Consider the following 21,628-nt stretch of genomic DNA (forward strand, 5'->3'; position numbering starts at 1 on the left):
ATTTAAGCAAGCCCAACATCAATCGAAAATCAGTGTTGCAAAAACGGGGGTGACCATAGATTTTTATAGTGCGGTTTCGCGGGTATGACTCTGGTGCGATGATAGGCCGAACGAGTGTGCTGCGTGTCGCGGTGGGTCAAGTTGTTGCAAAATGTAAAGTTATGTCGTTTTAGCGATAGGAAGATTAAGAATGCTTGAAAACGGCGTGATAACCCATACCATCGTGTTGTGAACAATGTTAATCCCTTTAGAGAGGAAATCAGACTGTTATGATGCGTATTGCGCTTTTCCTGATCACCAACCTGGCGGTGATGTTGGTATTTGGGCTGGTTATCAGCCTGACGGGAATTCGATCCAGCAGTGTCCAGGGGCTTATGATCATGGCTGGCCTGTTTGGCTTTGGTGGTGCGTTCGTTTCACTGCTGATGTCCAAATGGATGGCGCTACGCTCGGTGGGCGGTGAAGTGATCGAACAACCGCGTAATGAAACCGAGCGTTGGTTGCTTGAAACCGTGCGGGTACAATCGCAGCAGGCTGGCATTGCGATGCCGCAGGTCGCTATTTATCACGCGCCCGATATCAATGCCTTCGCGACGGGGGCACGACGCGATGCGTCGCTGGTGGCAGTAAGCACCGGTTTGCTGCAAAACATGAGCCGTGATGAAGCAGAGGCGGTCATTGCCCATGAAATCAGCCACGTGGCGAACGGTGATATGGTTACCATGACGCTGATTCAAGGCATAGTGAACACCTTTGTTATCTTTACCTCGCGCTTGATCGCGCAGGTGGCATCCGGTTTCCTTTCTGGCAACCGCGACGACGGTGAAAGCAGTAACGGTAACCCGCTGGTCTATTTTACCGTGGCAACGGTGCTGGAATTGGTGTTTGGTATTCTGGCGAGCATCATCACCATGTGGTTCTCGCGCTACCGCGAGTTCCATGCGGATGCCGGATCGGCGAAACTGGTGGGCCGTGAGAAGATGATTGCCGCGTTGCAGCGTTTGAAAACCAGCTACGAACCGCAGGAAGAAGGCAGCATGATGGCGTTTTGTATCAACGGTAAATCAAAATCTTTCAGCGAGTTATTTATGTCGCACCCGCCGTTGGATAAGCGCATTGAAGCGTTGCGCAGCGGCGCTTATCTGAAATAAAACTTCCACAAAAACAAACCATTCCACAACAGGGAGTCCATTACGGGCTCCCTGTCCGCAATAACGTGTTATCCTCTATACCTCTGTCTTGATAGCATAAATTCCTTTTTTACTGGGAAAACAGGGGATGAAAATCAGGAGAATGTTTCATAAAATAAAACCGTGATCACGGAAAAATGAAATATTGTTTCTATAATACTGGTACTACAGATCTATCGCATCAGGGTGGCGGTGAGTCGCAAGACTTGTGTCATCTGCTGGTGCTAGCCGTATTCTTTTCGATATGTTCTAAGGATTTACGATGGCCAAAGGCAAAAAGATTCCCGTCTCGTTTCATACCTACCAAGACGCAGCAACCGGCACCGAAGTGGTGCGTTTAACTCCTCCCGATGTTATTTGCCATCGCAACTATTTCTACCAGAAGTGCTTCTCCAATGATGGAAGCAAACTGTTGTTCGGTGGCGCATTCTATGGCCCCTGGAACTACTACCTGCTGGATCTGAACACGCAGGAAGCGACACTGCTGACGGAAGGCAAGGGCGACAACACCTTCGGTGGTTTCATGTCTCCTGAAGATGATGCGCTGTACTATGTGAAGAACACTCGCAACCTGATGCGCGTTGATCTGAACACGCTGGAAGAAACCACGATTTATCAAGTACCGGATGAGTGGGTAGGTTACGGTACCTGGGTTGCCAACTCCGATTGCACCAAGATGGTGGGGATTGAGATCAAGAAAGAAGACTGGCAGCCGCTGACCGACTGGAAAAAATTCCAGGAGTTCTATTTCACCAATCCGTGCTGTCGCCTGATCCGTATCGATCTGAAAACCGGCGAAGCGCAGACCATTCTGCAAGAAAAAGGCTGGCTGGGTCACCCGATCTATCGCCCTGGCGACGACAACACTGTCGCGTTCTGCCATGAAGGTCCCCATGACTTGGTTGATGCCCGTATGTGGTTCATCAATGAAGACGGCAGCAACATGCGTAAAGTCAAAGAGCATGCGGAAGGTGAAAGCTGCACGCACGAATTCTGGGTACAGGATGGCTCTGCCATGATCTATGTGTCTTACCTGAAAGATGACACCAACCGTTATATCCGCAGCATCAACCCGGTTACGTTGGAAGATACGCAACTGCGCGTTATGCCGCCATGTTCTCACCTGATGAGTAACTATAACGGTACACTCTTGGTTGGTGATGGTTCCGATGCACCGGTCGATGTACAAGATGACGGTGGTTACAAAATCGAAAACGATCCGTTCCTGTATGTGTTTAACCTGCAAACCGGCAAAGAACACCGCGTTGCACAGCACAACACCTCGTGGAAAGTATTGGGAGGCGATCGTCAGGTAACGCACCCGCATCCGTCCTTTACGCCGGACAATAAACGCATCCTGTTTACCTCGGATGTGGATGGCAAACCAGCCCTTTATCTTGCCGCCGTACCTGATTCAGTTTGGAAGTAACCCCAAAACCCCATCCCGGCAACGGAATGGAGTTTCTTCTATTCGTCACTGTGTTCCCGGTGACGAATAGAATAAGCCCTGAATATTTCGTGTTGCAGTAAGGTCGTCAGCAAACGAGTGAGGTTCGAAAAGCTTATAGGGATAAGTGATTCGGGCAAGCGAGCGTCGCTAACGCCACCGTAATGTGAAGTGTGACGGGTATAATAACTTTAATAATAAGTAAGTCCCTTGATTATCGTTATTGTTCCATTGCTATAATCAGCGTGTTCTCTTTATACTAAAACCATTGTTCTATTTTTTTAAAACAAAAAACTGAGTAGGGTACCCAAAAAAATGGCTATTGCAGATTTAGATAAACAGCCCGATTCCGTGTCGTCCGTTTTGAAAGTTTTTGGTATTTTGCAGGCATTAGGTGATGAAAGAGAGATCGGTATTACGGAACTCTCTCAGCGCGTCATGATGTCTAAAAGTACAGTGTACCGATTTTTGCAGACGATGAAGTCCTTGGGATATGTCGCGCAGGAAGGCGAATCCGAGAAGTATTCGTTAACGCTTAAGTTTTTCGAACTGGGCGCCAAGGCGTTGCAAAACGTAGATTTGATTCGTAGTGCGGATATTCAGATGCGCGAATTGTCCGCGCTGACGAAAGAAACTATCCACCTCGGTGCGTTGAATGAAGATGGTATCGTTTATATTCACAAGATCGATTCCATGTACAACCTGCGCATGTATTCCCGCATTGGTCGTCGCAACCCGCTGCACAGTACCGCCATTGGTAAAGTGTTGCTGGCATGGCGCGATCGTGACGAAGTGGTTGAAATTCTGAGTAAAGTGGAATTTACCCGTAGCACGCTGCATACGGTGGGTAGCGCTGATGAGTTGTTGCCTCTGCTCGATACCGTACGCCAGCAAGGGTATGGGGAAGATAAGGAAGAACAGGAAGAGGGCTTGCGCTGCATTGCTGTGCCCGTCTTTGACCGTTTCGGCGTGGTGATTGCCGGATTGAGTATTTCATTCCCTACCATTCGCTTTGCTGAAGAGAGCATGCACGAATATGTTGCCATGTTGCATCACGCAGCAAAAAACATCTCCGAGCAGATGGGGTATCACGACTATCCGTTCTGAATCGTCTTTCGCTGAACACACGATTGCTTCTCAAAAAGCCTGCCTGACGGTGGGTTTTTTAACATCTAGAGGATGAGAATAATGGCTGAGCATGTGAACCGCTATGGGCAACCTGTCGGCGAAGTGCTTCCTATATGGTCAGTGCGGGCGTTCCCAGGGCGTATCACGCTCACCGGGTGTTTTTGTCGGCTTGAACCATTAAGTGTGGCACGGCATGCCGATGCGCTTTATGCCGCCTACGCCGACGCGCCGGATGGCCGCGATTGGATCTATATGTTTGTCGGCCCGTTTCGTGACAAGGATGAGTACCGTGCTTATCTGACCGCGGTAGAACAGCGGCAGGATACTCAATCTTATGTGGTTATCGACACACGCACCGATAACGCGGTGGGTACATTCTCGTTGATGCGCGTTGATGTGAATCACGGCGTTATCGAAGTCGGTTCTGTCGCTTTTTCCTCTGCATTAAAGCGCACGCCACTTGCGACAGAAGCGCATTTTTTGCTGATGGGCTATGTCTTCGAACAACTGCGCTATCGTCGCTACGAGTGGAAGTGCGATAGCCTGAATGCACCGTCGCGGCGTGCCGCTCTGCGTTTGGGGTTTACCTTTGAGGGGGTTTTCCGTCAGGCTGTCATTTATAAAGGACGGACGCGTGACACTGCCTGGTTTTCGCTGTTGGATACCGAATGGCCACAACGCAAACTGTATTTTCTCGATTGGCTGGCACAGGATAACTTCGATGCTGAAGGAAAACAGATCCAATCGCTTGCCGCTATCAGGCAGTCTCGGCTGAAAGAGGGTTCATGAGCAGGATGTAATAGGCGTGGGCGGCTACGAAGTGATAGTATGACCCGGATATGCTTGGGTTGAGAGTATGAGTTGGGGTTGTTGTGAATATTTTACAGATTGTTTTTATCATGTTGATGGTGCTGTTTGCCTCTCTGGTATGGTTTTTTGTTAATCGCGCCAGTGTCCGTGCCAATGAAAAGATCCGCTTGTTGCAAGAAATTTTGGAACAGCAACGTATTCAAACCGCGTTGCTTCAATCGTTAGCGCCTGCCACTGCGGATGTTACGCCATCTGAGCCTGAAACAGTGTTGCACCCATCGGCCGCACCCGCACCCGAATTTGATGCGTTCAACGTTATTCCCGAGCGCTAAGGCTGATTGCAATAGCTTGGGTGCTCGCCTGCATTGCTTCTACATAGCGCACGTAACCAACGTGATGACGTGCGTACAATAATCAAAAACAGCAAATGGAAAAGTGAATACAACATGGCGGTAGAGAGTGAGCTGGTATTAAAACGGGGATTAAATAATCGCCATATTCAACTAATCGCCTTAGGCGGTGCGATAGGGACGGGGCTGTTTTTAGGGATCTCGCAGACCATTCAGATGGCGGGACCTTCTGTACTGTTGGGATACGGTGTCGCAGGCATTATTGCTTTCCTGATCATGCGCCAGTTGGGCGAAATGGTAGTTGAAGAGCCGGTTGCAGGGTCGTTCAGCCACTTTGCCTATAAATATTGGGGCAGCTTTGCCGGTTTCCTCGCAGGTTGGAACTACTGGGCAATGTTTATCCTGGTGGGCATGGCTGAACTCACTGCCGTCGGGATCTACATTCAATATTGGTGGCCTGATGTGCCCACGTGGGTATCGGCGGCGGTATTTTTTATACTGATCAATGCCATCAACCTGGTGAATGTGAAAGTATATGGTGAAACCGAATTCTGGTTCGCCATCATCAAAGTCCTGGCGATCCTTGGCATGATTGGATTTGGTGCCTGGTTACTGTTAAGCGGGCAGGGTGGAGAGCAGGCTACGGTACGCAACCTGTGGCAACATGGCGGTTTTTTCCCGCACGGCGTCAATAGCCTGGTGATGGCGATGGCGGTGATCATGTTCTCTTTCGGTGGATTGGAACTGGTCGGGATCACTGCCGCTGAGGCAGCCGAACCTAAGCGTTCCATCCCACAAGCGACTAATCAGGTCGTCTACCGCATTCTGATCTTTTATATTGGCTCGCTCTATATCCTGCTGTCGCTTTACCCATGGCAGAACGTGGTCAGCGGCGGCAGCCCGTTTGTGATGATTTTCCATGCGCTGGACAGCAACGCTATCGCCAATGTGCTGAATCTGGTGGTGTTGACTGCGGCGTTGTCGGTATACAACAGCGGAGTCTACTGCAACAGCCGCATGTTATTTGGTCTTGCGACGCAGGGGAATGCGCCGCGCTGGTTGTCTCGCGTCAATGGGCGCGGTGTACCGGTGCGTTCCATTGCGCTTTCTGCGCTGGCGACCTCGATTGGTGTGCTGATTAACTATGTGATGCCAGGTAAGGCCTTCGAGCTTCTGATGGCGCTGGTAGTCTCAACTCTGGTGATTAACTGGATCATGATTTGTGTGGCGCATCTGCGTTTTCGCCGCGCGATGGACCAGCGTGGCGTAGTGACCCACTTCAAGGCGATTTTCTATCCATATGGCAACTACCTGTGTTTGCTTTTCCTGGCAGCCATTCTGGTCATCATGCTAATGACCCCAGGTATCCGGATTTCTGTGTTGTTAATCCCGGTTTGGGTGGGCGTTATCTGGTTGGGTTTTTACCTGTCTCAGCGTCGTAAAGCGGCAGAAATGCTGGCGCATGGCGTGAAAGAATAGCAGGATTAAGCTGATTTTCTTCTCATCGCCGGTGTCATCATGTCGACGCCGGCGATGAAGTGCAGTGAGGTATTATTCGACTTTCGCTACGTCGGTCTTGCCTGCTTTTGCATTGGCAATTGCCGCATTCGCCAGCACGACAAAATCTTCGCTGGAGTGGGTGGCACCAGTTACACCATCAACGTTTTCCGGATTTTGTTTTTCAACCAATCCTTGAGCCAATTTGACTGTATACTCTTCTGGGTTCGCACCTGTTGCGGCTTTCATCTTCTTATTGTATTCCACATCAGTGGTTTTCAGATGACCGTCTTTTTGGCTGTTGTAGTCAAATTTTACGGCAGCGATTTTCCCGTCTTTGTAGGTCACTTCTACAAACGGTTTCCACCCTTTATCATCGAAATTAACGGTTTCAGCGCGGTATGTCCCGTCTTTGATGGCACCATCGGCAGCGTGAACACCCACAGCGAAAAGGCTTGCCACAACAATGGGTATGAACTTCATTTTCATGGTTTCATCCTCAGTATTCTTATCAGTGTATTTGTGCGTAAATGTATAAAGTAATCTGTCTGTTGGGGCCAATTTCAGGCACCAATAGTGGATGAAGAGTACCGCTGACTTTAGTTAAATAAAGTGTTCTGCTTAACAAAACGAGGTCATAACCATTATAATTGTAGGGCAATATGTGACCGGTAAGACAAACACGTTATGATAAGTGGGAAAATAGCGGTTATTTGACGCGCTAACGGACGTTGTAAGTGACTGGTTCATCACTGCTAATGGTGGTAGCATGAAGTTTGTCACCAATCCCACGCTTCGTGGGATTTTGATTTTGTGCCAGGTGTACCAATTTAACGACGGTTGGTTAGATGGTTACACAATGTTTTGAAAACTATATAAATTCATTTTCGTATGTGATCTTTCGTGTGGGTCACCACTGCGAATAAGGGAACTAGAATGCCTGTTATTACGCTTCCTGATGGAAGTCAGCGTCAATACGATCGTGCCGTTTCTCCTTTTGATGTGGCACTGGATATTGGTCCGGGTCTGGCTAAAGCCTGTATCGCGGGCCGCGTTAACGGTGAACTGGTGGATGCCAGCGATCTGATCGACTCTGATGCTCAATTGGCGATTATTACCGCCAAGGATCAAGAGGGGCTGGAGATCCTGCGCCACTCTTGTGCGCATCTGTTGGGACACGCCATCAAGCAACTGTGGCCGGATACCAAAATGGCGATCGGCCCGTTCATCGATAATGGTTTTTACTATGACGTTGATTTAGATCGCACGCTGACGCAGGAAGATATCGATCTGCTTGAAAAGCGCATGCATGAACTGGCCGACAAAGATTACGACGTTATCAAGAAAAAGGTCAGTTGGCAGGAAGCGCGTGATGTCTTCGCCGCGCGTGGCGAGACCTATAAGGTCGCCATTCTGGATGAAAACATCAGCCACGACGATCGTCCCAGTTTGTATAACCACGAAGAATACATCGACATGTGTCGAGATCCGCATGTGCCCAATATGTGTTTCTGCCATCATTTTAAATTGCAGAAAACCTCGGGTGCTTATTGGCGTGGCGATAGCAAAAACAAGATGTTGCAGCGTATCTACGGTACGGCCTGGGCGGACAAGAAACAGTTGGGTGCCTATTTGCAGCGTCTGGAAGAAGCCGCCAAGCGCGATCACCGAAAAATTGGCAAACAGCTCGACCTGTACCATATGCAGGAAGAAGCGCCAGGCATTGTGTTCTGGCACAACGATGGCTGGACAGTATTCCGTGAACTGGAAGCTTTTGTGCGCATGAAGCTCAAAGAGTACCAGTATCAGGAAGTGAAAGGGCCCTTTATGATGGACCGCGTGCTGTGGGAAAAAACCGGGCACTGGGAAAACTACAAAGAAGCCATGTTCACCACCTCGTCAGAGAACCGGGAATATTGCATCAAGCCGATGAACTGCCCGGGGCATGTGCAGATTTTCAATCAGGGGTTAAAATCTTACCGCGATTTGCCGCTGCGCATGGCCGAATTCGGCAGTTGTCACCGCAACGAACCGTCAGGCTCGCTGCACGGGTTGATGCGCGTACGCGGATTTACGCAGGATGACGCCCATATCTTCTGTACCGAAGAACAGGTTCGTGCAGAAGTGAATAGCTGTATCAAGATGGTGTACGACATGTACAGCACCTTCGGCTTTGAAAAAATCGTTGTTAAGCTTTCCACCCGCCCTGAAAAGTGCATCGGTAGCGATGATATGTGGGATCGCGCTGAGCACGATTTGGCGGCTGCGCTGACGGAAAACGGGATTCCGTTTGATTATCAGCCGGGTGAAGGGGCGTTCTATGGTCCGAAAATTGAATTTACTTTGCACGATTGTTTGGAGCGCGCCTGGCAATGTGGTACGGTGCAGCTCGACTTTTCACTGCCGGGCTGTTTAAACGCCTCTTATGTGGGCGAAAGCAACGAGCGTCAGGTGCCGGTGATGATTCACCGCGCCATATTGGGCTCCATGGAGCGCTTCATCGGTATTCTTACCGAGGAGTTCGCCGGATTCTTCCCAACCTGGTTGGCGCCGGTGCAAGCTGTGGTGATGAATATCACCGATGGACAGTCCGAATATGTCAGTGAATTGACGCGAAAACTGCAAGATGCAGGTATTCGTGTAAAAGCGGACTTGAGAAATGAGAAAATAGGCTTTAGAATCCGCGAGCACACTTTACGACGTGTTCCCTATATGCTTGTTTGCGGTGATAAAGAGGTGGATGCGGGCAAAGTGGCCGTTCGCACCCGTCGCGGCAAAGATTTGGGAAGCATCGACGTTAACGAAGTGATCAAGCAGCTGCAACAAGAAATTCGCAGCCGTAGTCTTCATCAGTTGGAGGAATAAGGTATAAAAGGCGGAAAACGAGTTCAACCGGCGCGTCCTAATCGCATCAATAGAGAAATTCGCGCGCAAGAGGTACGCCTAACGGGCGTCGATGGCGAGCAGATTGGCATTGTCAGTCTGAATGAAGCGTTAGAGAAAGCCGAGGAAGCAGGTGTTGATTTAGTTGAAATCAGTCCTAACGCCGAGCCGCCGGTTTGCCGAATCATGGATTACGGCAAGTTCCTCTACGAGAAGAGTAAGGCCACCAAGGAACAGAAGAAGAAACAAAAAGTTATCCAGGTTAAGGAAATCAAATTCCGTCCTGGTACTGATGATGGCGACTATCAGGTCAAACTACGCAACCTGGTTCGCTTTCTGGAAGACGGTGAGAAGGCCAAAATCACCCTGCGTTTTCGTGGACGTGAAATGGCGCACCAACAGATTGGTATCGAAGTGCTTAACCGCGTTCGTGACGATCTGAGTGAACTGGCAGTGGTCGAATCTTTCCCTACGAAGATCGAAGGCCGTCAGATGATCATGGTGCTTGCACCGAAGAAGAAACAGTAAGGCATTCAAGTAATAGAACCCGTGCGGTGTCCGCATCGCGCGGGTTTTGTTCGCCTTAGCTGATTCATTATATCAACAATGCGAAGTGGAAATTAACATGCCAAAAATCAAAACAGTACGTGGCGCCGCTAAACGCTTTAAAAAGGCCGCCAAAGGTGGTTTTAAGCGTAAGCATGCTAACCTGCGTCATATTCTGACCAAAAAAGCGACTAAGCGTAAACGTCATCTGCGTCCGAAGGGCATGGTCTCCAAAGGAGATCTGGGCCTGGTTGTCGCATGTCTGCCGTACGCATAAGTGACCTTTTTGAATCAAGAATAAGACTTTAGGAGAGAGCATATGGCTCGCGTAAAACGTGGTGTGGTTGCTCGTGCACGTCACAAGAAAATTCTGAAACAAGCGAAAGGTTACTACGGTGCCCGTTCGCGCGTTTATCGTGTTGCCTTCCAGGCAGTAATCAAAGCTGGTCAGTACGCTTACCGCGACCGTCGTCAACGTAAACGTCAATTCCGCCAGCTGTGGATTGCACGTATCAATGCAGCAGCTCGCCAAAATGGCTTGTCTTACAGCAAATTCATCAACGACCTGAAAAAAGCCTCTGTTGAAATCGACCGTAAGATCCTGGCTGATATCGCCGTATTCGACAAAGTGGCATTCTCTGCACTGGTTGAAAAAGCGAAAGCAGCCCTGGCGTAAGCCAGTGGAAAGAGGGAGCGTTGCTCCCTCTTTTCGTTTAAGGAGACGCCAGTGTGTCCTTTCTGTCACATTGAGCGATATCCATAACGGTTGTGATTGACTTTTGATTCGCGTCGATTTCCAATAAGACAGTGCTGTTTGTAGTAACATTTTTACCGTAAACGTGTCCGCCGATAGGCTATTGGCGATAAACATCGACACTGGTGACGCGCAAGCGTATTGACATTAAGGTAACGCAAGTATGACTACTGCTATTTTCCGTTTCTTTTTTTACTTTAGCACCTGATCTCAGGAGGCTTTGCGCGTAAGAAAAGAAACGAAAAATAGCGCTTGAAGCCTCCCGCCGGGAGGCTTTTTTGTTTGCGTTTGGTTCTAATCATGATAACTAGTCATACAGGCAGAAGAAGAGGAATGCAATGCCACATCTCGCAGAGCTGGTAGCGAATGCCAGAACAGCCATAGACGCGGCTCAGGATATTGCGACGCTGGATAATGTGCGTGTCGAATACCTGGGCAAAAAAGGGCATTTAACCCTGCAAATGACATCGCTACGCGATTTGCCCGCAGACGAACGCCCTGCGGCGGGTACGGTCATCAACCAGGCGAAGCAGGATGTGCAAGAAGCGCTGAACGTCCGCAAACAAACGTTGGAGTCGGCAGTGCTGAACGCCCGTCTGGCAGAAGAAACCATCGATGTTTCCCTGCCGGGGCGCACTATGGAAAACGGCAGTTTGCATCCGGTCACACGTACCATCGATCGTATCGAAACCTTCTTCGGTGAGTTGGGTTTCTCGGTAGCCACTGGGCCGGAAATCGAAGATGCCTATTACAACTTCGATGCGTTGAATATTCCGGGGCACCACCCCGCGCGTGCCGATCATGATACCTTCTGGTTTGATGCTACGCGTTTACTGCGTACCCAAACGTCGGGGGTGCAAATTCGCACCATGGAAAAACAGCAGCCGCCGATCCGCATCATCGCGCCAGGCCGCGTCTATCGTAACGACTACGACCAAACCCATACGCCGATGTTCCATCAAATGGAAGGGCTGATCGTGGATAAAAACATCAGCTTTACCAACCTGAAAGGCACTTTGCACGATTTCCTGCGTAACTTCTTCGAAGAAGATTTGCAGGTACGTTTCCGCCCGTCCTATTTCCCGTTTACTGAACCGTCCGCAGAAGTGGATGTGATGGGTAAAAACGGCAAATGGCTTGAAGTGCTGGGCTGCGGCATGGTGCACTCTAACGTATTACGTAATGTGGGTATCGATCCGGAAGTGTACTCAGGTTTCGCGTTTGGTATGGGGATGGAGCGTCTGACCATGTTGCGCTATGGCGTAACCGATTTGCGCGCATTCTTCGAAAACGATCTTCGCTTCCTCAAACAGTTTAAGTAAGGCGGGTACAGTATTATGAAATTCAGTGAACATTGGCTGCGCGAGTGGGTCAACCCGGCGATCAGCAGTGACGAACTGTCAGAACAAATTACCATGGCCGGCCTGGAAGTGGATGGCGTTGAGGCAGTTGCGGGGGTGTTTCATGGTGTGGTGGTGGGCGAAGTCGTTGAATGCGGCCAGCATCCCAATGCCGATAAGCTGCGCGTTACCAAAGTTAACGTAGGCGGTGAACGTCTGCTGGATATCGTGTGTGGCGCACCCAACTGCCGTCAGGGGCTGCGCGTTGCTGTTGCAACCATTGGTGCCGTGCTGCCGGGCGATTTCAAAATCAAGTCCGCCAAGCTGCGCAGTGAACCTTCTGAAGGGATGCTGTGCTCGTTCTCCGAACTGGGCATTTCTGAAGACCAAAGCGGCATTATCGAATTGCCGCACGATGCGCCGATCGGCACTGACATCCGTGCCTATCTCGGGCTGGATGATAACGCCATCGAAATCAGCGTGACGCCTAACCGTGCCGACTGCTTGAGTATCATTGGAGTAGCCCGTGATGTTGCAGTGCTGAACCAACTGCCGCTGACGGCACCGGACATTACACCGGTCGCCGCAACGGTTTCCGATACTTTCCCAATCCGCGTAGAGGCGTCTGACGCTTGCCCGCGTTATCTGGGACGCGTGGTACAAGGTATTGATGTGAAGGCGGCAACGCCGCTGTGGATGCGCGAGAAGCTGCGTCGTTGCGGTATCCGCTCAATCGATGCCGTGGTGGATGTGACTAACTACGTGCTGCTGGAGTTGGGGCAGCCGATGCACGCTTTCGATCTGGATCGTCTGGACGGCGGTATCGTGGTGCGTCTGGCGCAGGAAGGTGAAACCCTGACGCTGTTGGATGGCAATGAAGCAACGTTGAGTGCTGACACTCTGGTGATTGCCGATCATAGCAAAGCGCTGGCAATGGGCGGTATTTTCGGCGGTGAACACTCTGGGGTTAGCGGTGAAACCCGTAACGTGCTGCTTGAGTGTGCCTATTTCAATCCGCTAGCAATCACCGGGCGTGCCCGCCGTCACGGCTTGCATACCGATGCCTCACACCGTTACGAACGCGGCGTCGATCCTGCGTTGCAATACAAAGCGATGGAACGTGCGACCCAACTGCTGCTGAGTATTTGTGGTGGTAATGCCGGGCCGGTGATTGATGTGACCAATGACGCTCATTTACCTGCCCGTGCAACGATTACGCAGCGCAGAGAAAAGCTGGACCGTTTGATTGGGCATGTTGTCTCAGACGAACAAGTGAGCGATATCCTGACTCGCCTTGGTTGCAGCGTGGCACGCACCGATGCAGGCTGGACCGCCGTAGCTCCGAGCTGGCGTTTTGACATGGAGATTGAAGAGGATCTGGTGGAAGAGGTTGCCCGTGTTTACGGCTATGACAATATTCCCAATATCCCGACCTATGCGCCGCTCACCATGACGTCGCACCGTGAAGCGGCGCTTTCGCTCAAGCGCGTGAAAACACTGCTGGTTGACCGCGGCTATCAGGAAGCGATTACCTATAGCTTTGTCGATCCTAAAGTGCAATCGCTGATTCATCCCGGTGAAGAAGCGCTGATTCTGCCAAGCCCGATTTCCACCGAAATGTCAGCAATGCGTCTGTCGCTGTGGAGCGGCTTGCTCGGGGCTGTGGTGTATAACCAAAATCGCCAGCAGAGCCGCCTGCGCCTCTTTGAAAGCGGTTTAAGATTCGTTCCTGATAGTCAGGATAAACTCGGTATTCGTCAGGATCTTATGCTAGCTGGCGTGATTACCGGGAATCGCTATGATGAACATTGGGATCTGGCGCGTCAGACGGTTGACTTCTATGATCTTAAAGGCGATTTGGAAGCGCTGCTGTCACTGACAGGTAAACTTTCGGAAATTGAGTTCAAAGCCGAATCGCATCCGGCGTTGCATCCGGGCCAGAGCGCAGCGATTTATCTGGCAGGGGAACCGGTTGGTTTCATTGGCGTAATCCATCCGGGGCTGGAACGTAAACTGGATCTGAATGGCCGTACTGTGGTGTTCGAATTGAGCTGGAACAAGGTCGCAGACCGCGTGGTTCCTGACGCGAGCGAAATTTCTCGCTACCCGTCGAACCGTCGTGATATCGCGGTTGTGGTAGCAGAAAACGTTTCGGCAGGCGAAGTTTTGTCAGAATGTAAGAAAGTTGGGGCAAATCAGTTAGTTGGCGTAAACTTGTTTGACGTGTACCGAGGAAAAGGCGTGGAAGAAGGGTATAAAAGCCTGGCGATCAGTCTGGTATTGCAAGATACCTCTCGTACACTGGCAGAAGAGGATATTGCCGCTACCGTATCACAATGCGTAGAGGCACTAAAACAGCGATTCCAAGCATCCTTGAGGGATTGAACCTATGGCGCTTACTAAAGCTGAAATGTCAGAATGCCTGTTTGAAAAGCTCGGGCTGAGTAAACGGGATGCCAAAGAACTCGTCGAACTTTTTTTTGAAGACGTTCGCCGTGCTCTGGAAAATGGTGAGCAGGTAAAATTATCGGGGTTTGGTAATTTCGATCTGCGCGACAAGAACCAACGGCCGGGACGTAACCCTAAAACGGGTGAAGATATTCCGATTACGGCGCGCCGGGTGGTCACCTTCCGCCCAGGGCAAAAGCTCAAAAGCAGAGTCGAGAACGCCTCTCCCAAAGAGTAGTTCTTACATGCAATTCACAAAAAGGCCGCGTTAGCGGCCTTTTTTATGCCTTGATCGGGGTTAGCATTCTGCGATTGATGCACCCGTGTCGTGGAGGCCTGCCGTGGTGTATGTGCAGGTACAGGGCGGTGGTCATCAATTAGATGGCGTATCGCCAGGATAGGGTGGTGCAATAACATGCGCGGTCCCGACCAGCGCATAATGGCGCGAATCTGTTCGCGCTTGGCCGGTTGATAGCAATGGATTGGGCAATGCTTACAGGCCGGCTTCTCTTCGCCAAACTGACAGCGTTCAAGGCGGTTGGTGGCATATGCAGAAAGTTGCTGGTAGCGATCGCCGTCCGCCACCGCTGTGGGATGATGCTTTTCATACAGATCTATCATCAGCAGAACGGTGCGCAGTTCTCGCAGACGATATTTTCCCATCGGTTTTCGTGCCACGGTTGGCCTCTCATCCGGTCATTTCAATTAATGTATTTTAAATGCATTTAATTGAGTGGGACACCATGAATGTCAAAAAAGCGGGGAAAAAAGGGAGTAGGCAGGAAAACGGCGAGAGACCACGCTCTCGCCTGGAGATTACAGCATAGCGATGAAGCAGTTACCCCTGACCAAACTGGGCCTGATGCAGACGGGCCTGTTATCGAGCAGCGCCTGATGACTGCCTTGCTCAATAATCCGTCCCTCATCCACCACCACGATACGATCGGCGTTCTGGATAGTCGCCAGGCGGTGTGCGATCACCAGCGTAGTACGTCCGCTTGATGGCTCGCTTAGCGATTGCTGTATAGCCTGTTAAGTTGCCGTATCTAACGCGGAGGTGGCCTCGTCCAAAATCAGAATAGGTCGATTTTTAAGGAAAATCCGCGCGATAGATAAACGCTGTTTTTGCCCCCCGGAGAGTTTCACCCCACGTTCACCGACAACGGTATTCAATCCGTCTGGCAAGGTGGCGATCAGTTCATCGAGCTTGGCGCGCTGAGCGGCGTGCATCACTTCTTCATCGCTTTACCGTAAGCGATGTTTTCCCGGATGGTGCCACCAAACAAAAAGACATCCTGTTGCACGATACCGATCTGATGGCGTAATGACGCTTGCGTCATGTTTCGGATATCAATCCCATCGATGGTAATAGCATCCGCGTTTAAGTCGTAAAAACGCGGTAACAGAGAACACAGCGTGGTTTTCCCTGCGCCTGACGGACCAACGAATGCCACGGTTTCTCCTGCGTGAATAGAGAGGGTGATGTCATGCAGCGTGGGTCTTTCTGGGGTGTAACCAAAACTAACGTGATCGAAACGGATATCACCTTTTAGGTGCGTGACCGCACGGGCATCGGGGGCATCCTTGATATCAGGCACCGTATCAATCAATTGGGTGAAGCGCTTAAACCCGGCAATCCCCTTCGGATAGCTCTCCAATACGGAAGTTATCTTGGCAACCGGACGGAAGAACACTTCAATCAGCAGCAGGAAACCAATAAAGCCACCGTAGGAGAGTTCTCCTTGAATCACATACCATATGCCCGCCAGCATGATGATCAGTTGGATCAAGCGTGTGCTGAGATAACTCAGTGTCAGGCTGGTGGTCATGATGCGGTAAGCTTGCAGTTTGATGGTGCGATAGTTCTCATTGTCCTGGGCGAACAGCGCTTTTTCATGAGACTCATTGGCAAATGCCTTCACCACGCGAATACCGCCAATGCTCTCTTCAATGCGCGCATTAAAGTTCCCGACCTGACCGAACAGACGTCGCCAGGTGTCGGTCATCTGCGCACCGTAGCGACTGACCAGGTAGGTCATGAACGGCACAATGACTACGGTAATCATCGCCAAAGGAAGATGCACGGTAGCCATCAGGATAAAGGCACCAATAAAGGTCATGATGGCAAGGAACAAATCTTCCGGCCCGTGGTGGGCTACTTCGCCGACTTCTTCAAGATCTTTGGTTACATGGGTAATGATATGCCCGGTTTTCATATTATCGAAATAGCGGAACGGCAGGTTTTGCAGATGTTCAAAAGCCTGACGACGCATATCGGTTTCGATCCCAACGCCCAGTGCATGTCCCCAGTAATTGACGATCGCCATTAGCGCGGTATTGAGCAAGTAGACCAGCAGCAAAGCCACAGAGGCGAGTAAAATGAGTGACCAGTCCTGAGCCGGTAACAGCTTGTCGATGAACGCCTTGATGGCCATCGGGAAACCAAGCTCGAGTAAATCGGCGATGATGGCACAGCCAAAATCAAGAACAAACAGCCCCTTGTATGGGGCATAGTAAGCAAAAAAACGCTTTAACATACAATATGATGAAATGAGTTAAATAAATGTGAAACGCACTATAACAGGAATTGTCCACTGAAGGGAGTGCGATAAAACCCTACTGTTTTTGTGTCTTTAGTGTGGCCCACCAACAGACCAAAGAACCCAGCGTGATCATGGTTACACCCTGCCAAAAGGCCAAATCAGGCACCGTATGTAGCCAGAGTGCGGCCAGCAGCGTAGAGAACACCGGCGTGAAATAAGATGCGGTCGCGAGCAATGTCATATTGCCGCGCTGAATACCAGTATTCCAGGCAGAATAGGCGACGGCTGTAGATGCTCCCATAAACAGCAATTCCAGCCCGGTCGTGAGTGAAAACGCCATCGGCGGCCTGGCTGAGGCCGCGTATTGAATCCACAGCACCACGCTGACGGCGAAGAAGAACAAGGTATTGCCGCTTTTCCCCCGCGCAAGGCGCTTGGTGATATTGCAATACAGCGCCCAGGAAATGGCGGCAGCGAAGGCCAGGCCGTAGGCCAGCGGGTAGGTCAGAATGTTTTGCCACATCACTAATGGCGACCAGTGGCTTTCGCCCTTCATCATCCAGACGATGCCCACCAGCGCGAGCGCGACCCCAATCCATAGCCCAAGGCTGCTTTTTTGTTGGTTGATAAACACCGCGAACAAGAGCGTGAAACTTGGCCAAAGGTAATTGATCATGCCCATCTCCATCGCCTGTACGCGATTCGCGGCAAAGCCGATGGAGAGCGACAAGAAGATTTCGTAACAGACGAAAAGCAATCCACCGCCGAACAAATAGCCTTTGGAAAAACCGCGCAAAGACGGGAATCCGGAGAACAGAACCAGACAGAGCGTACAGGTGCTGTATATCATCGCCGCCCCGCCGACAGGGCCGAGGGCTTCGGTTAAACTGCGTAACAAGCCGACAGAAGTACTCCAGAGCAGAATGGCTAACAGGCCTGCCAGCGTGGCGCGTTGTGGGGTCATATCCATGTTGATTATCATTGTTCCAAAAGCAAACGGATGCCGTTTCCGACATCCGCGCAGCGTCTACTGTCTGCCTATCAGTGCCAGAAATCGTCAAATATAGTAACCGGAGGACGGCGTTTGTGTTCGGTCTTTTTATACCAGTTTTCGATAATTGCGGCGCGATCGGCGTCGAGCGTTTTTCCTTCCAGATAGTCATCGATTTCGTTATAGGTGACGCCAAGGGCGGTTTCATCAGGTAAAGAAGGGCGGTTCTCTTCCAGATCGGCGGTAGGGGCTTTAGTGTACAGGTGCTGAGGACAGCCGAGTACCTTCAGCAGCGCTTTCCCTTGCCGTTTATTTAAACGAAAAATAGGATTGATATCCGTGCCACCGTCCCCGTATTTGGTAAAGAAACCCGTGACGGCTTCTGCTGCGTGGTCGGTGCCGACCACCAGACCCGAGTTCATGCCCGCAATGCTGTATTGCGCTTTCATACGCTCACGAGCTTTTTCATTGCCTTTGACAAAATCGGACAGCGTTACGCCGATAGCAGCCAGGGTGGCTTCACTCGATTCGACGGCGGGCTTGATATTCACCGTTAACACGCTGTCCGGTTGGATGAAGTCGATGGCATCCTGGCAATCGGCCTCATCCGCCTGAATGCCATACGGCAAGCGTACAGCGATAAACTGATAACGCATATCGCCAGCTTCGCTACGTAGCTCATTGATGGCAGTCTGGCACAGTTTGCCGGTCAGCGTAGAATCTTGCCCGCCGCTGATCCCCAGTACTAACGAACGGATGAAGGGATTGGCCTTAAGATAATTCTTTAAAAAATCAACGCTGATGCGAATCTCGGCATCGGGATAGACAGTAGGCTTAACACCGAGTGCCTGGATGATCTCTTGCTGCAATGACATGGTGGCCCCCTTCCTGAACCTGTTGATACTGCGAAATAATTAGCTTGATGGTTAGAGTGTAAAGCTAATCGTCGTGAAGAAAAAGGACAAGCAGTGCGCGCGTATATTTACTTTTATTGGCGCAAAAAAGGTCAGCGAGGCAATAAAATGGGGTCGAATGTCGATTTGAAAAATTGCCGCGAGCCATCTAGTCTTGTCAGTGACCCATTAATGAATGAGGTAATAACATGAAAAATAATCAACTACTGATATGTCTTGGTGCTGCGGGGGCTCTCCTTCTCTCTGGGTGTTCAGCCTATAATCGTGCAGAAAGTAGTTTTACCGAGCCGGTGGTTAAAGAGGTGAAGACCGGACAGACCAAACAGCAAGTGCTGCAAATTGCCGGCGCGCCTGCATCAGAAGTACGGTTGAAAAACGCCAGAGGGACCTGCTTTAACTACCTGTTGAAAAATCGTGATGGTACGGCGCAGAACTATTTTGTGAGTTTCAACGACCGTGGGCAAGTGTTGAACAAGGGCTTCCAAAGCTGCGAGGCCTATGACACCAATCCCCAACGGTAATCGCGTTTTACGCGTGTAACCGTCTGCATAAACAAAAACCGGCAGGGTAGAGCGCCGATTTTTTTATGACGCCATGCGTTTACCTGGGTATCAGGTGTGGGATGCGTTTAACACGAACTCATCGTCGGCCGCAAAACGCGACTTGTCGGTTTGTCTCAGTAACTGTCTGGTCACCGTACCCGCAGTCATTGAACCGCTCACATTGAGCGCAGTACGTCCCATATCAATCAATGGCTCGATAGAGATTAGCAGTGCCACCAACGTTACCGGCAATCCCATGGTGGGCAGAACGATCAGTGCAGCGAAGGTCGCACCACCGCCTACGCCCGCGACGCCGGCAGAACTGATGGTCACGATGCCCACCAGCGTGGCAATCCACACCGGGTCCAGCGGATTGATACCGACGGTGGGGGCAACCATCACCGCGAGCATGGCAGGATAGAGCCCGGCACAGCCATTTTGTCCAATGCTGGTATCAAAGGAGGCCAGCAAAGCTGGCGATGGATTCCGGCACGCCGATGCGGCGCGTTTGTGCCTCTATGCTGAGCGGAATGGTGGCTGCGCTCGAACGGCTGGTAAATGCAAAGCTCAGCACTGGGGCAATTTTGCGAAAAAAACGCAGTGGGTTGATACCCGTTGAGGCTAACAGCATCCCATGAACCACAAACATGATGCTAAGGCCCAGATAGGAGGCGACGACAAAACTACCCAGCTTGATGATATCCTGCAAATTCGACGTTGCGACCATTTTGGTCATCAGCGCCAACACACCGTAGGGCGTCAGTTTCATCACCAGGCGAACCAACTTCATCACCCAGGATTGCAGCGTATCGATCGCCGCCAAGACGCGTTCACCCTTGGCCGCATCATCGCGATGTAGTTGCAGCGCCGCAATACCGAGCAGAGCGGCGAAAATCACTGTACTGATAATTGACGTGGGGTTCGCGCCAGTAAGCTCTGCGAACGGTTTTTTCGGGATAAAAGACAGAATCAATTGCGGCACATTGAGTTCGGAGACTTTGCCCGCGTAATTACTCTCGATCGCGCTGAGAAGCGCGGTTTCCTTTGCCCCTTGCACCAGCCCTGAAGCGCTAAGGCCAAACAGTAGGGTAATCAACACGCCGATCAGCGCTGCGATCAGAGTGGTTAACAGCAGGGTACCCAGAGTAAGTACGCTGATTTTTCCTAATGATGAAACATTGTGCAGCTTGGCAACCGAATTCAGAATTGAAACGAAAACCAGCGGCATAACAATCATTTGTAACAGTTGAACGTAACCGTTACCCACGATGTTAAACCAGGCAACAGAAGCCTTGATGATCGGATTGTTGCCGCCATACACCAGATGCAGCGCGAAGCCGAACAGCACACCGATAACCAGACCAAGCAGAACCTTTTTCGCCAGACTCCACGTCGGGTTACGGTTTGCATAAGCCAGCAGGGCGATCAACGCCAAAAAAACGATAATATTAGCCAATAGCGCAACAGACATAATGTCTCCTCCCTAAAAATAAAAACGGGCGCTAGGATAACAGCTCCTTATGGCTTCCGTTATACCAATCTGGCGTATCTTTTACTCAAATCGCATAGCGTTCCCGGTGATAAGGAAAAGCACTAGCGGAGCAACTGGCTGAATTGACTGCGGGCCGAGTCATACCAGCGACAGACCTGCTCGTAGCCGTAACAAGCACCTGCGCGCGGTGTGTGGTACAGCGAAAAGCCAATCAGTGCCAGACAGAGTACCCGTTCTAGCTGGTTGCCTTTCTGGCCGTTGATCAGCGGCAAACGAAAGCGCCAACGGCAGGGCCACAGCAAGGGTACTCCGGCTGAGGTTAACATGTCGGCCATGATATGGCTGAGATAGCCAATCAGCATGGCGTGGTAGGCATCGGTCGGGATGGGCCAATCGGCAGGTAATTGCAGACGGATAAAACAAATGACCGCCACAATGGCCAGCAAGCTGTGGGTGAAACCGCGGTGCCCAAAGGCGCGGGCAACAGGCCCAGAGATCCAGCGTAACCCTTGCCCCAATACGGATTTAGGGTGGTCGATATCTGGCAGCAACGCCGTCAGCAGCGCACCCGGAATGATATGCCACCAGTCTCCGTTCGCCAGCGCAGGCGTGAGTTCTGCATTTTTGGCAAAAATAGCGCAGGCGACGGAGAATAGCAGATGTCCTTCCGCAGTCATGGGGTTTCTCAGTGAAATGTTATTTTATCCAGTATAGAGAAATATTCCCCGCTGCGGAAGTTGTGACTGCGTAACT

At 50.9% G+C, this 21,628-nt stretch carries 20 protein-coding genes, 2 pseudogenes and 1 other annotated feature; of the genes and pseudogenes, 15 read left to right on the forward strand and 7 right to left on the reverse strand.

Translation table 11 applies throughout. The annotated features are described in order from the left end of the window. Positions 1-269 precede the first annotated feature (269 nt). The 6 genes from htpX (at position 270) to CS369_RS10180 (ending at position 6,404) form a co-directional block, all read left to right on the forward strand. On the forward strand, positions 270-1,151 hold the full coding sequence (gene htpX / locus CS369_RS10155; RefSeq protein ID WP_196906986.1) for a protease HtpX: 882 nt from the start codon (positions 270-272) through the stop codon (positions 1,149-1,151). A 301-nt stretch (positions 1,152-1,452) separates the two neighbouring features. Then, entirely contained in the window at positions 1,453-2,619 is a 1,167-nt protein-coding gene (ogl, locus tag CS369_RS10160; RefSeq protein ID WP_196906987.1) for an oligogalacturonate lyase, read from the forward strand. Positions 2,620-2,952: 333 nt separating this feature from the next. Further along, on the forward strand, positions 2,953-3,744 hold the full coding sequence (gene kdgR, locus CS369_RS10165) for a DNA-binding transcriptional regulator KdgR (protein ID WP_196906988.1): 792 nt from the start codon (positions 2,953-2,955) through the stop codon (positions 3,742-3,744). An 81-nt stretch (positions 3,745-3,825) separates the two neighbouring features. Then, the gene (locus tag CS369_RS10170; protein ID WP_196906989.1) at positions 3,826-4,554 is read left to right on the forward strand and encodes a GNAT family N-acetyltransferase; all 729 of its coding nucleotides are present in this window, start codon (positions 3,826-3,828) and stop codon (positions 4,552-4,554) included. A gap of 110 nt (positions 4,555-4,664) precedes the next feature. Further along, complete coding sequence (locus CS369_RS10175; protein WP_196907058.1) at positions 4,665-4,907, forward strand: YebO family protein; 243 nt, start codon at positions 4,665-4,667, stop codon at positions 4,905-4,907. 114 nt (positions 4,908-5,021) lie between these two features. Continuing rightward, entirely contained in the window at positions 5,022-6,404 is a 1,383-nt protein-coding gene (locus CS369_RS10180; RefSeq protein WP_196907059.1) for an amino acid permease, read from the forward strand. 72 nt (positions 6,405-6,476) lie between these two features. On the opposite strand, the gene CS369_RS10185 is transcribed toward CS369_RS10180, so the two are convergent. Continuing rightward, on the reverse strand, positions 6,477-6,911 hold the full coding sequence (locus CS369_RS10185) for an FMN-binding protein (protein WP_195313310.1): 435 nt from the start codon (positions 6,909-6,911) through the stop codon (positions 6,477-6,479). A gap of 447 nt (positions 6,912-7,358) precedes the next feature. Between CS369_RS10185 and thrS the strand changes: the two genes are divergently transcribed. The 8 genes from thrS (at position 7,359) to ihfA (ending at position 14,631) form a co-directional block, all read left to right on the forward strand. After that, positions 7,359-9,287 (forward strand): threonine--tRNA ligase, encoded by a 1,929-nt coding sequence (thrS, locus tag CS369_RS10190; protein WP_196906990.1) that lies wholly within the window; start codon positions 7,359-7,361, stop codon positions 9,285-9,287. 3 nt (positions 9,288-9,290) lie between these two features. Continuing rightward, a complete protein-coding gene (infC, locus tag CS369_RS10195; RefSeq protein WP_196907060.1) occupies positions 9,291-9,833 on the forward strand; it encodes a translation initiation factor IF-3 in 543 nt (180 codons plus the stop codon). A 97-nt stretch (positions 9,834-9,930) separates the two neighbouring features. Further along, positions 9,931-10,128, forward strand: coding sequence for a 50S ribosomal protein L35 (rpmI, locus tag CS369_RS10200; protein ID WP_196906991.1), 198 nt, complete (start codon positions 9,931-9,933; stop codon positions 10,126-10,128). Positions 10,129-10,170: 42 nt separating this feature from the next. After that, a complete protein-coding gene (gene rplT, locus CS369_RS10205) occupies positions 10,171-10,527 on the forward strand; it encodes a 50S ribosomal protein L20 (protein ID WP_196906992.1) in 357 nt (118 codons plus the stop codon). A gap of 236 nt (positions 10,528-10,763) precedes the next feature. After that, positions 10,764-10,888: a sequence feature (Phe leader region), on the forward strand. Further along, positions 10,769-10,813 (forward strand): pheST operon leader peptide PheM, encoded by a 45-nt coding sequence (pheM, locus tag CS369_RS10210; RefSeq protein WP_195313495.1) that lies wholly within the window; start codon positions 10,769-10,771, stop codon positions 10,811-10,813. It overlaps the preceding feature by 45 nt. Positions 10,889-10,943: 55 nt before the next feature. Then, positions 10,944-11,927: a phenylalanine--tRNA ligase subunit alpha gene (pheS, locus tag CS369_RS10215; protein ID WP_196906993.1), complete on the forward strand. Its 984-nt coding sequence runs from the start codon at positions 10,944-10,946 to the stop codon at positions 11,925-11,927. A 15-nt stretch (positions 11,928-11,942) separates the two neighbouring features. Beyond that, the gene (pheT, locus tag CS369_RS10220; protein ID WP_196906994.1) at positions 11,943-14,330 is read left to right on the forward strand and encodes a phenylalanine--tRNA ligase subunit beta; all 2,388 of its coding nucleotides are present in this window, start codon (positions 11,943-11,945) and stop codon (positions 14,328-14,330) included. A gap of 4 nt (positions 14,331-14,334) precedes the next feature. Beyond that, positions 14,335-14,631, forward strand: a complete 297-nt coding sequence (ihfA, locus tag CS369_RS10225) for an integration host factor subunit alpha (protein WP_196906995.1) — start codon at positions 14,335-14,337, stop codon at positions 14,629-14,631. Between the two features lie 14 nt (positions 14,632-14,645). Here ihfA and CS369_RS10230 read toward each other — a convergent pair whose 3' ends face one another. The 4 genes and pseudogenes from CS369_RS10230 to nadE all read right to left on the reverse strand — a co-directional run bounded on the left by CS369_RS10230 (position 14,646) and on the right by nadE (position 18,802). Continuing rightward, positions 14,646-15,071, reverse strand: a complete 426-nt coding sequence (locus CS369_RS10230; protein ID WP_280514764.1) for a nitrous oxide-stimulated promoter family protein — start codon at positions 15,069-15,071, stop codon at positions 14,646-14,648. Positions 15,072-15,209: 138 nt separating this feature from the next. Next, a pseudogene (locus CS369_RS10235) lies at positions 15,210-16,930 on the reverse strand (ABC transporter ATP-binding protein). Between the two features lie 79 nt (positions 16,931-17,009). Further along, positions 17,010-17,900, reverse strand: coding sequence for an aromatic amino acid DMT transporter YddG (yddG, locus tag CS369_RS10240; protein WP_196907062.1), 891 nt, complete (start codon positions 17,898-17,900; stop codon positions 17,010-17,012). A gap of 77 nt (positions 17,901-17,977) precedes the next feature. Continuing rightward, complete coding sequence (nadE, locus tag CS369_RS10245; RefSeq protein WP_196906996.1) at positions 17,978-18,802, reverse strand: ammonia-dependent NAD(+) synthetase; 825 nt, start codon at positions 18,800-18,802, stop codon at positions 17,978-17,980. Between the two features lie 227 nt (positions 18,803-19,029). Here nadE and osmE point away from each other — a divergent pair, with 227 nt between their 5' ends. Then, positions 19,030-19,362, forward strand: a complete 333-nt coding sequence (gene osmE / locus CS369_RS10250) for an osmotically-inducible lipoprotein OsmE (RefSeq protein WP_196906997.1) — start codon at positions 19,030-19,032, stop codon at positions 19,360-19,362. A 90-nt stretch (positions 19,363-19,452) separates the two neighbouring features. On the opposite strand, the pseudogene CS369_RS10255 reads toward osmE, so the two are convergent. Beyond that, positions 19,453-20,854: pseudogene (locus tag CS369_RS10255) on the reverse strand (L-cystine transporter). A gap of 122 nt (positions 20,855-20,976) precedes the next feature. Continuing rightward, complete coding sequence (locus CS369_RS10260) at positions 20,977-21,552, reverse strand: metal-dependent hydrolase (protein WP_196906998.1); 576 nt, start codon at positions 21,550-21,552, stop codon at positions 20,977-20,979. Positions 21,553-21,628: the final 76 nt, after the last annotated feature.

This window comes from Candidatus Symbiopectobacterium sp. 'North America', from assembly GCF_015762685.1.
GTDB lineage: Bacteria > Pseudomonadota > Gammaproteobacteria > Enterobacterales > Enterobacteriaceae > Symbiopectobacterium.

Excerpts from the sequence above, each read along its gene's own strand:
- htpX (WP_196906986.1), top strand. The coding sequence starts at position 270 with ATGATGCGTATTGCGCTTTTCCTGATCACCAACCTGGCGGTGATGTTG.
- ogl (WP_196906987.1), top strand. The coding sequence starts at position 1,453 with ATGGCCAAAGGCAAAAAGATTCCCGTCTCGTTTCATACCTACCAAGAC.
- kdgR (WP_196906988.1), top strand. The coding sequence starts at position 2,953 with ATGGCTATTGCAGATTTAGATAAACAGCCCGATTCCGTGTCGTCCGTT.
- CS369_RS10170 (WP_196906989.1), top strand. The coding sequence starts at position 3,826 with ATGGCTGAGCATGTGAACCGCTATGGGCAACCTGTCGGCGAAGTGCTT.
- CS369_RS10175 (WP_196907058.1), top strand. The coding sequence starts at position 4,665 with ATGTTGATGGTGCTGTTTGCCTCTCTGGTATGGTTTTTTGTTAATCGC.
- CS369_RS10180 (WP_196907059.1), top strand. The coding sequence starts at position 5,022 with ATGGCGGTAGAGAGTGAGCTGGTATTAAAACGGGGATTAAATAATCGC.
- CS369_RS10185 (WP_195313310.1), bottom strand. The coding sequence starts at position 6,911 with ATGAAAATGAAGTTCATACCCATTGTTGTGGCAAGCCTTTTCGCTGTG.
- thrS (WP_196906990.1), top strand. The coding sequence starts at position 7,359 with ATGCCTGTTATTACGCTTCCTGATGGAAGTCAGCGTCAATACGATCGT.
- rpmI (WP_196906991.1), top strand. The coding sequence starts at position 9,931 with ATGCCAAAAATCAAAACAGTACGTGGCGCCGCTAAACGCTTTAAAAAG.
- rplT (WP_196906992.1), top strand. The coding sequence starts at position 10,171 with ATGGCTCGCGTAAAACGTGGTGTGGTTGCTCGTGCACGTCACAAGAAA.
- pheS (WP_196906993.1), top strand. The coding sequence starts at position 10,944 with ATGCCACATCTCGCAGAGCTGGTAGCGAATGCCAGAACAGCCATAGAC.
- pheT (WP_196906994.1), top strand. The coding sequence starts at position 11,943 with ATGAAATTCAGTGAACATTGGCTGCGCGAGTGGGTCAACCCGGCGATC.
- ihfA (WP_196906995.1), top strand. The coding sequence starts at position 14,335 with ATGGCGCTTACTAAAGCTGAAATGTCAGAATGCCTGTTTGAAAAGCTC.
- yddG (WP_196907062.1), bottom strand. The coding sequence starts at position 17,900 with ATGACCCCACAACGCGCCACGCTGGCAGGCCTGTTAGCCATTCTGCTC.
- nadE (WP_196906996.1), bottom strand. The coding sequence starts at position 18,802 with ATGTCATTGCAGCAAGAGATCATCCAGGCACTCGGTGTTAAGCCTACT.
- osmE (WP_196906997.1), top strand. The coding sequence starts at position 19,030 with ATGAAAAATAATCAACTACTGATATGTCTTGGTGCTGCGGGGGCTCTC.
- CS369_RS10260 (WP_196906998.1), bottom strand. The coding sequence starts at position 21,552 with ATGACTGCGGAAGGACATCTGCTATTCTCCGTCGCCTGCGCTATTTTT.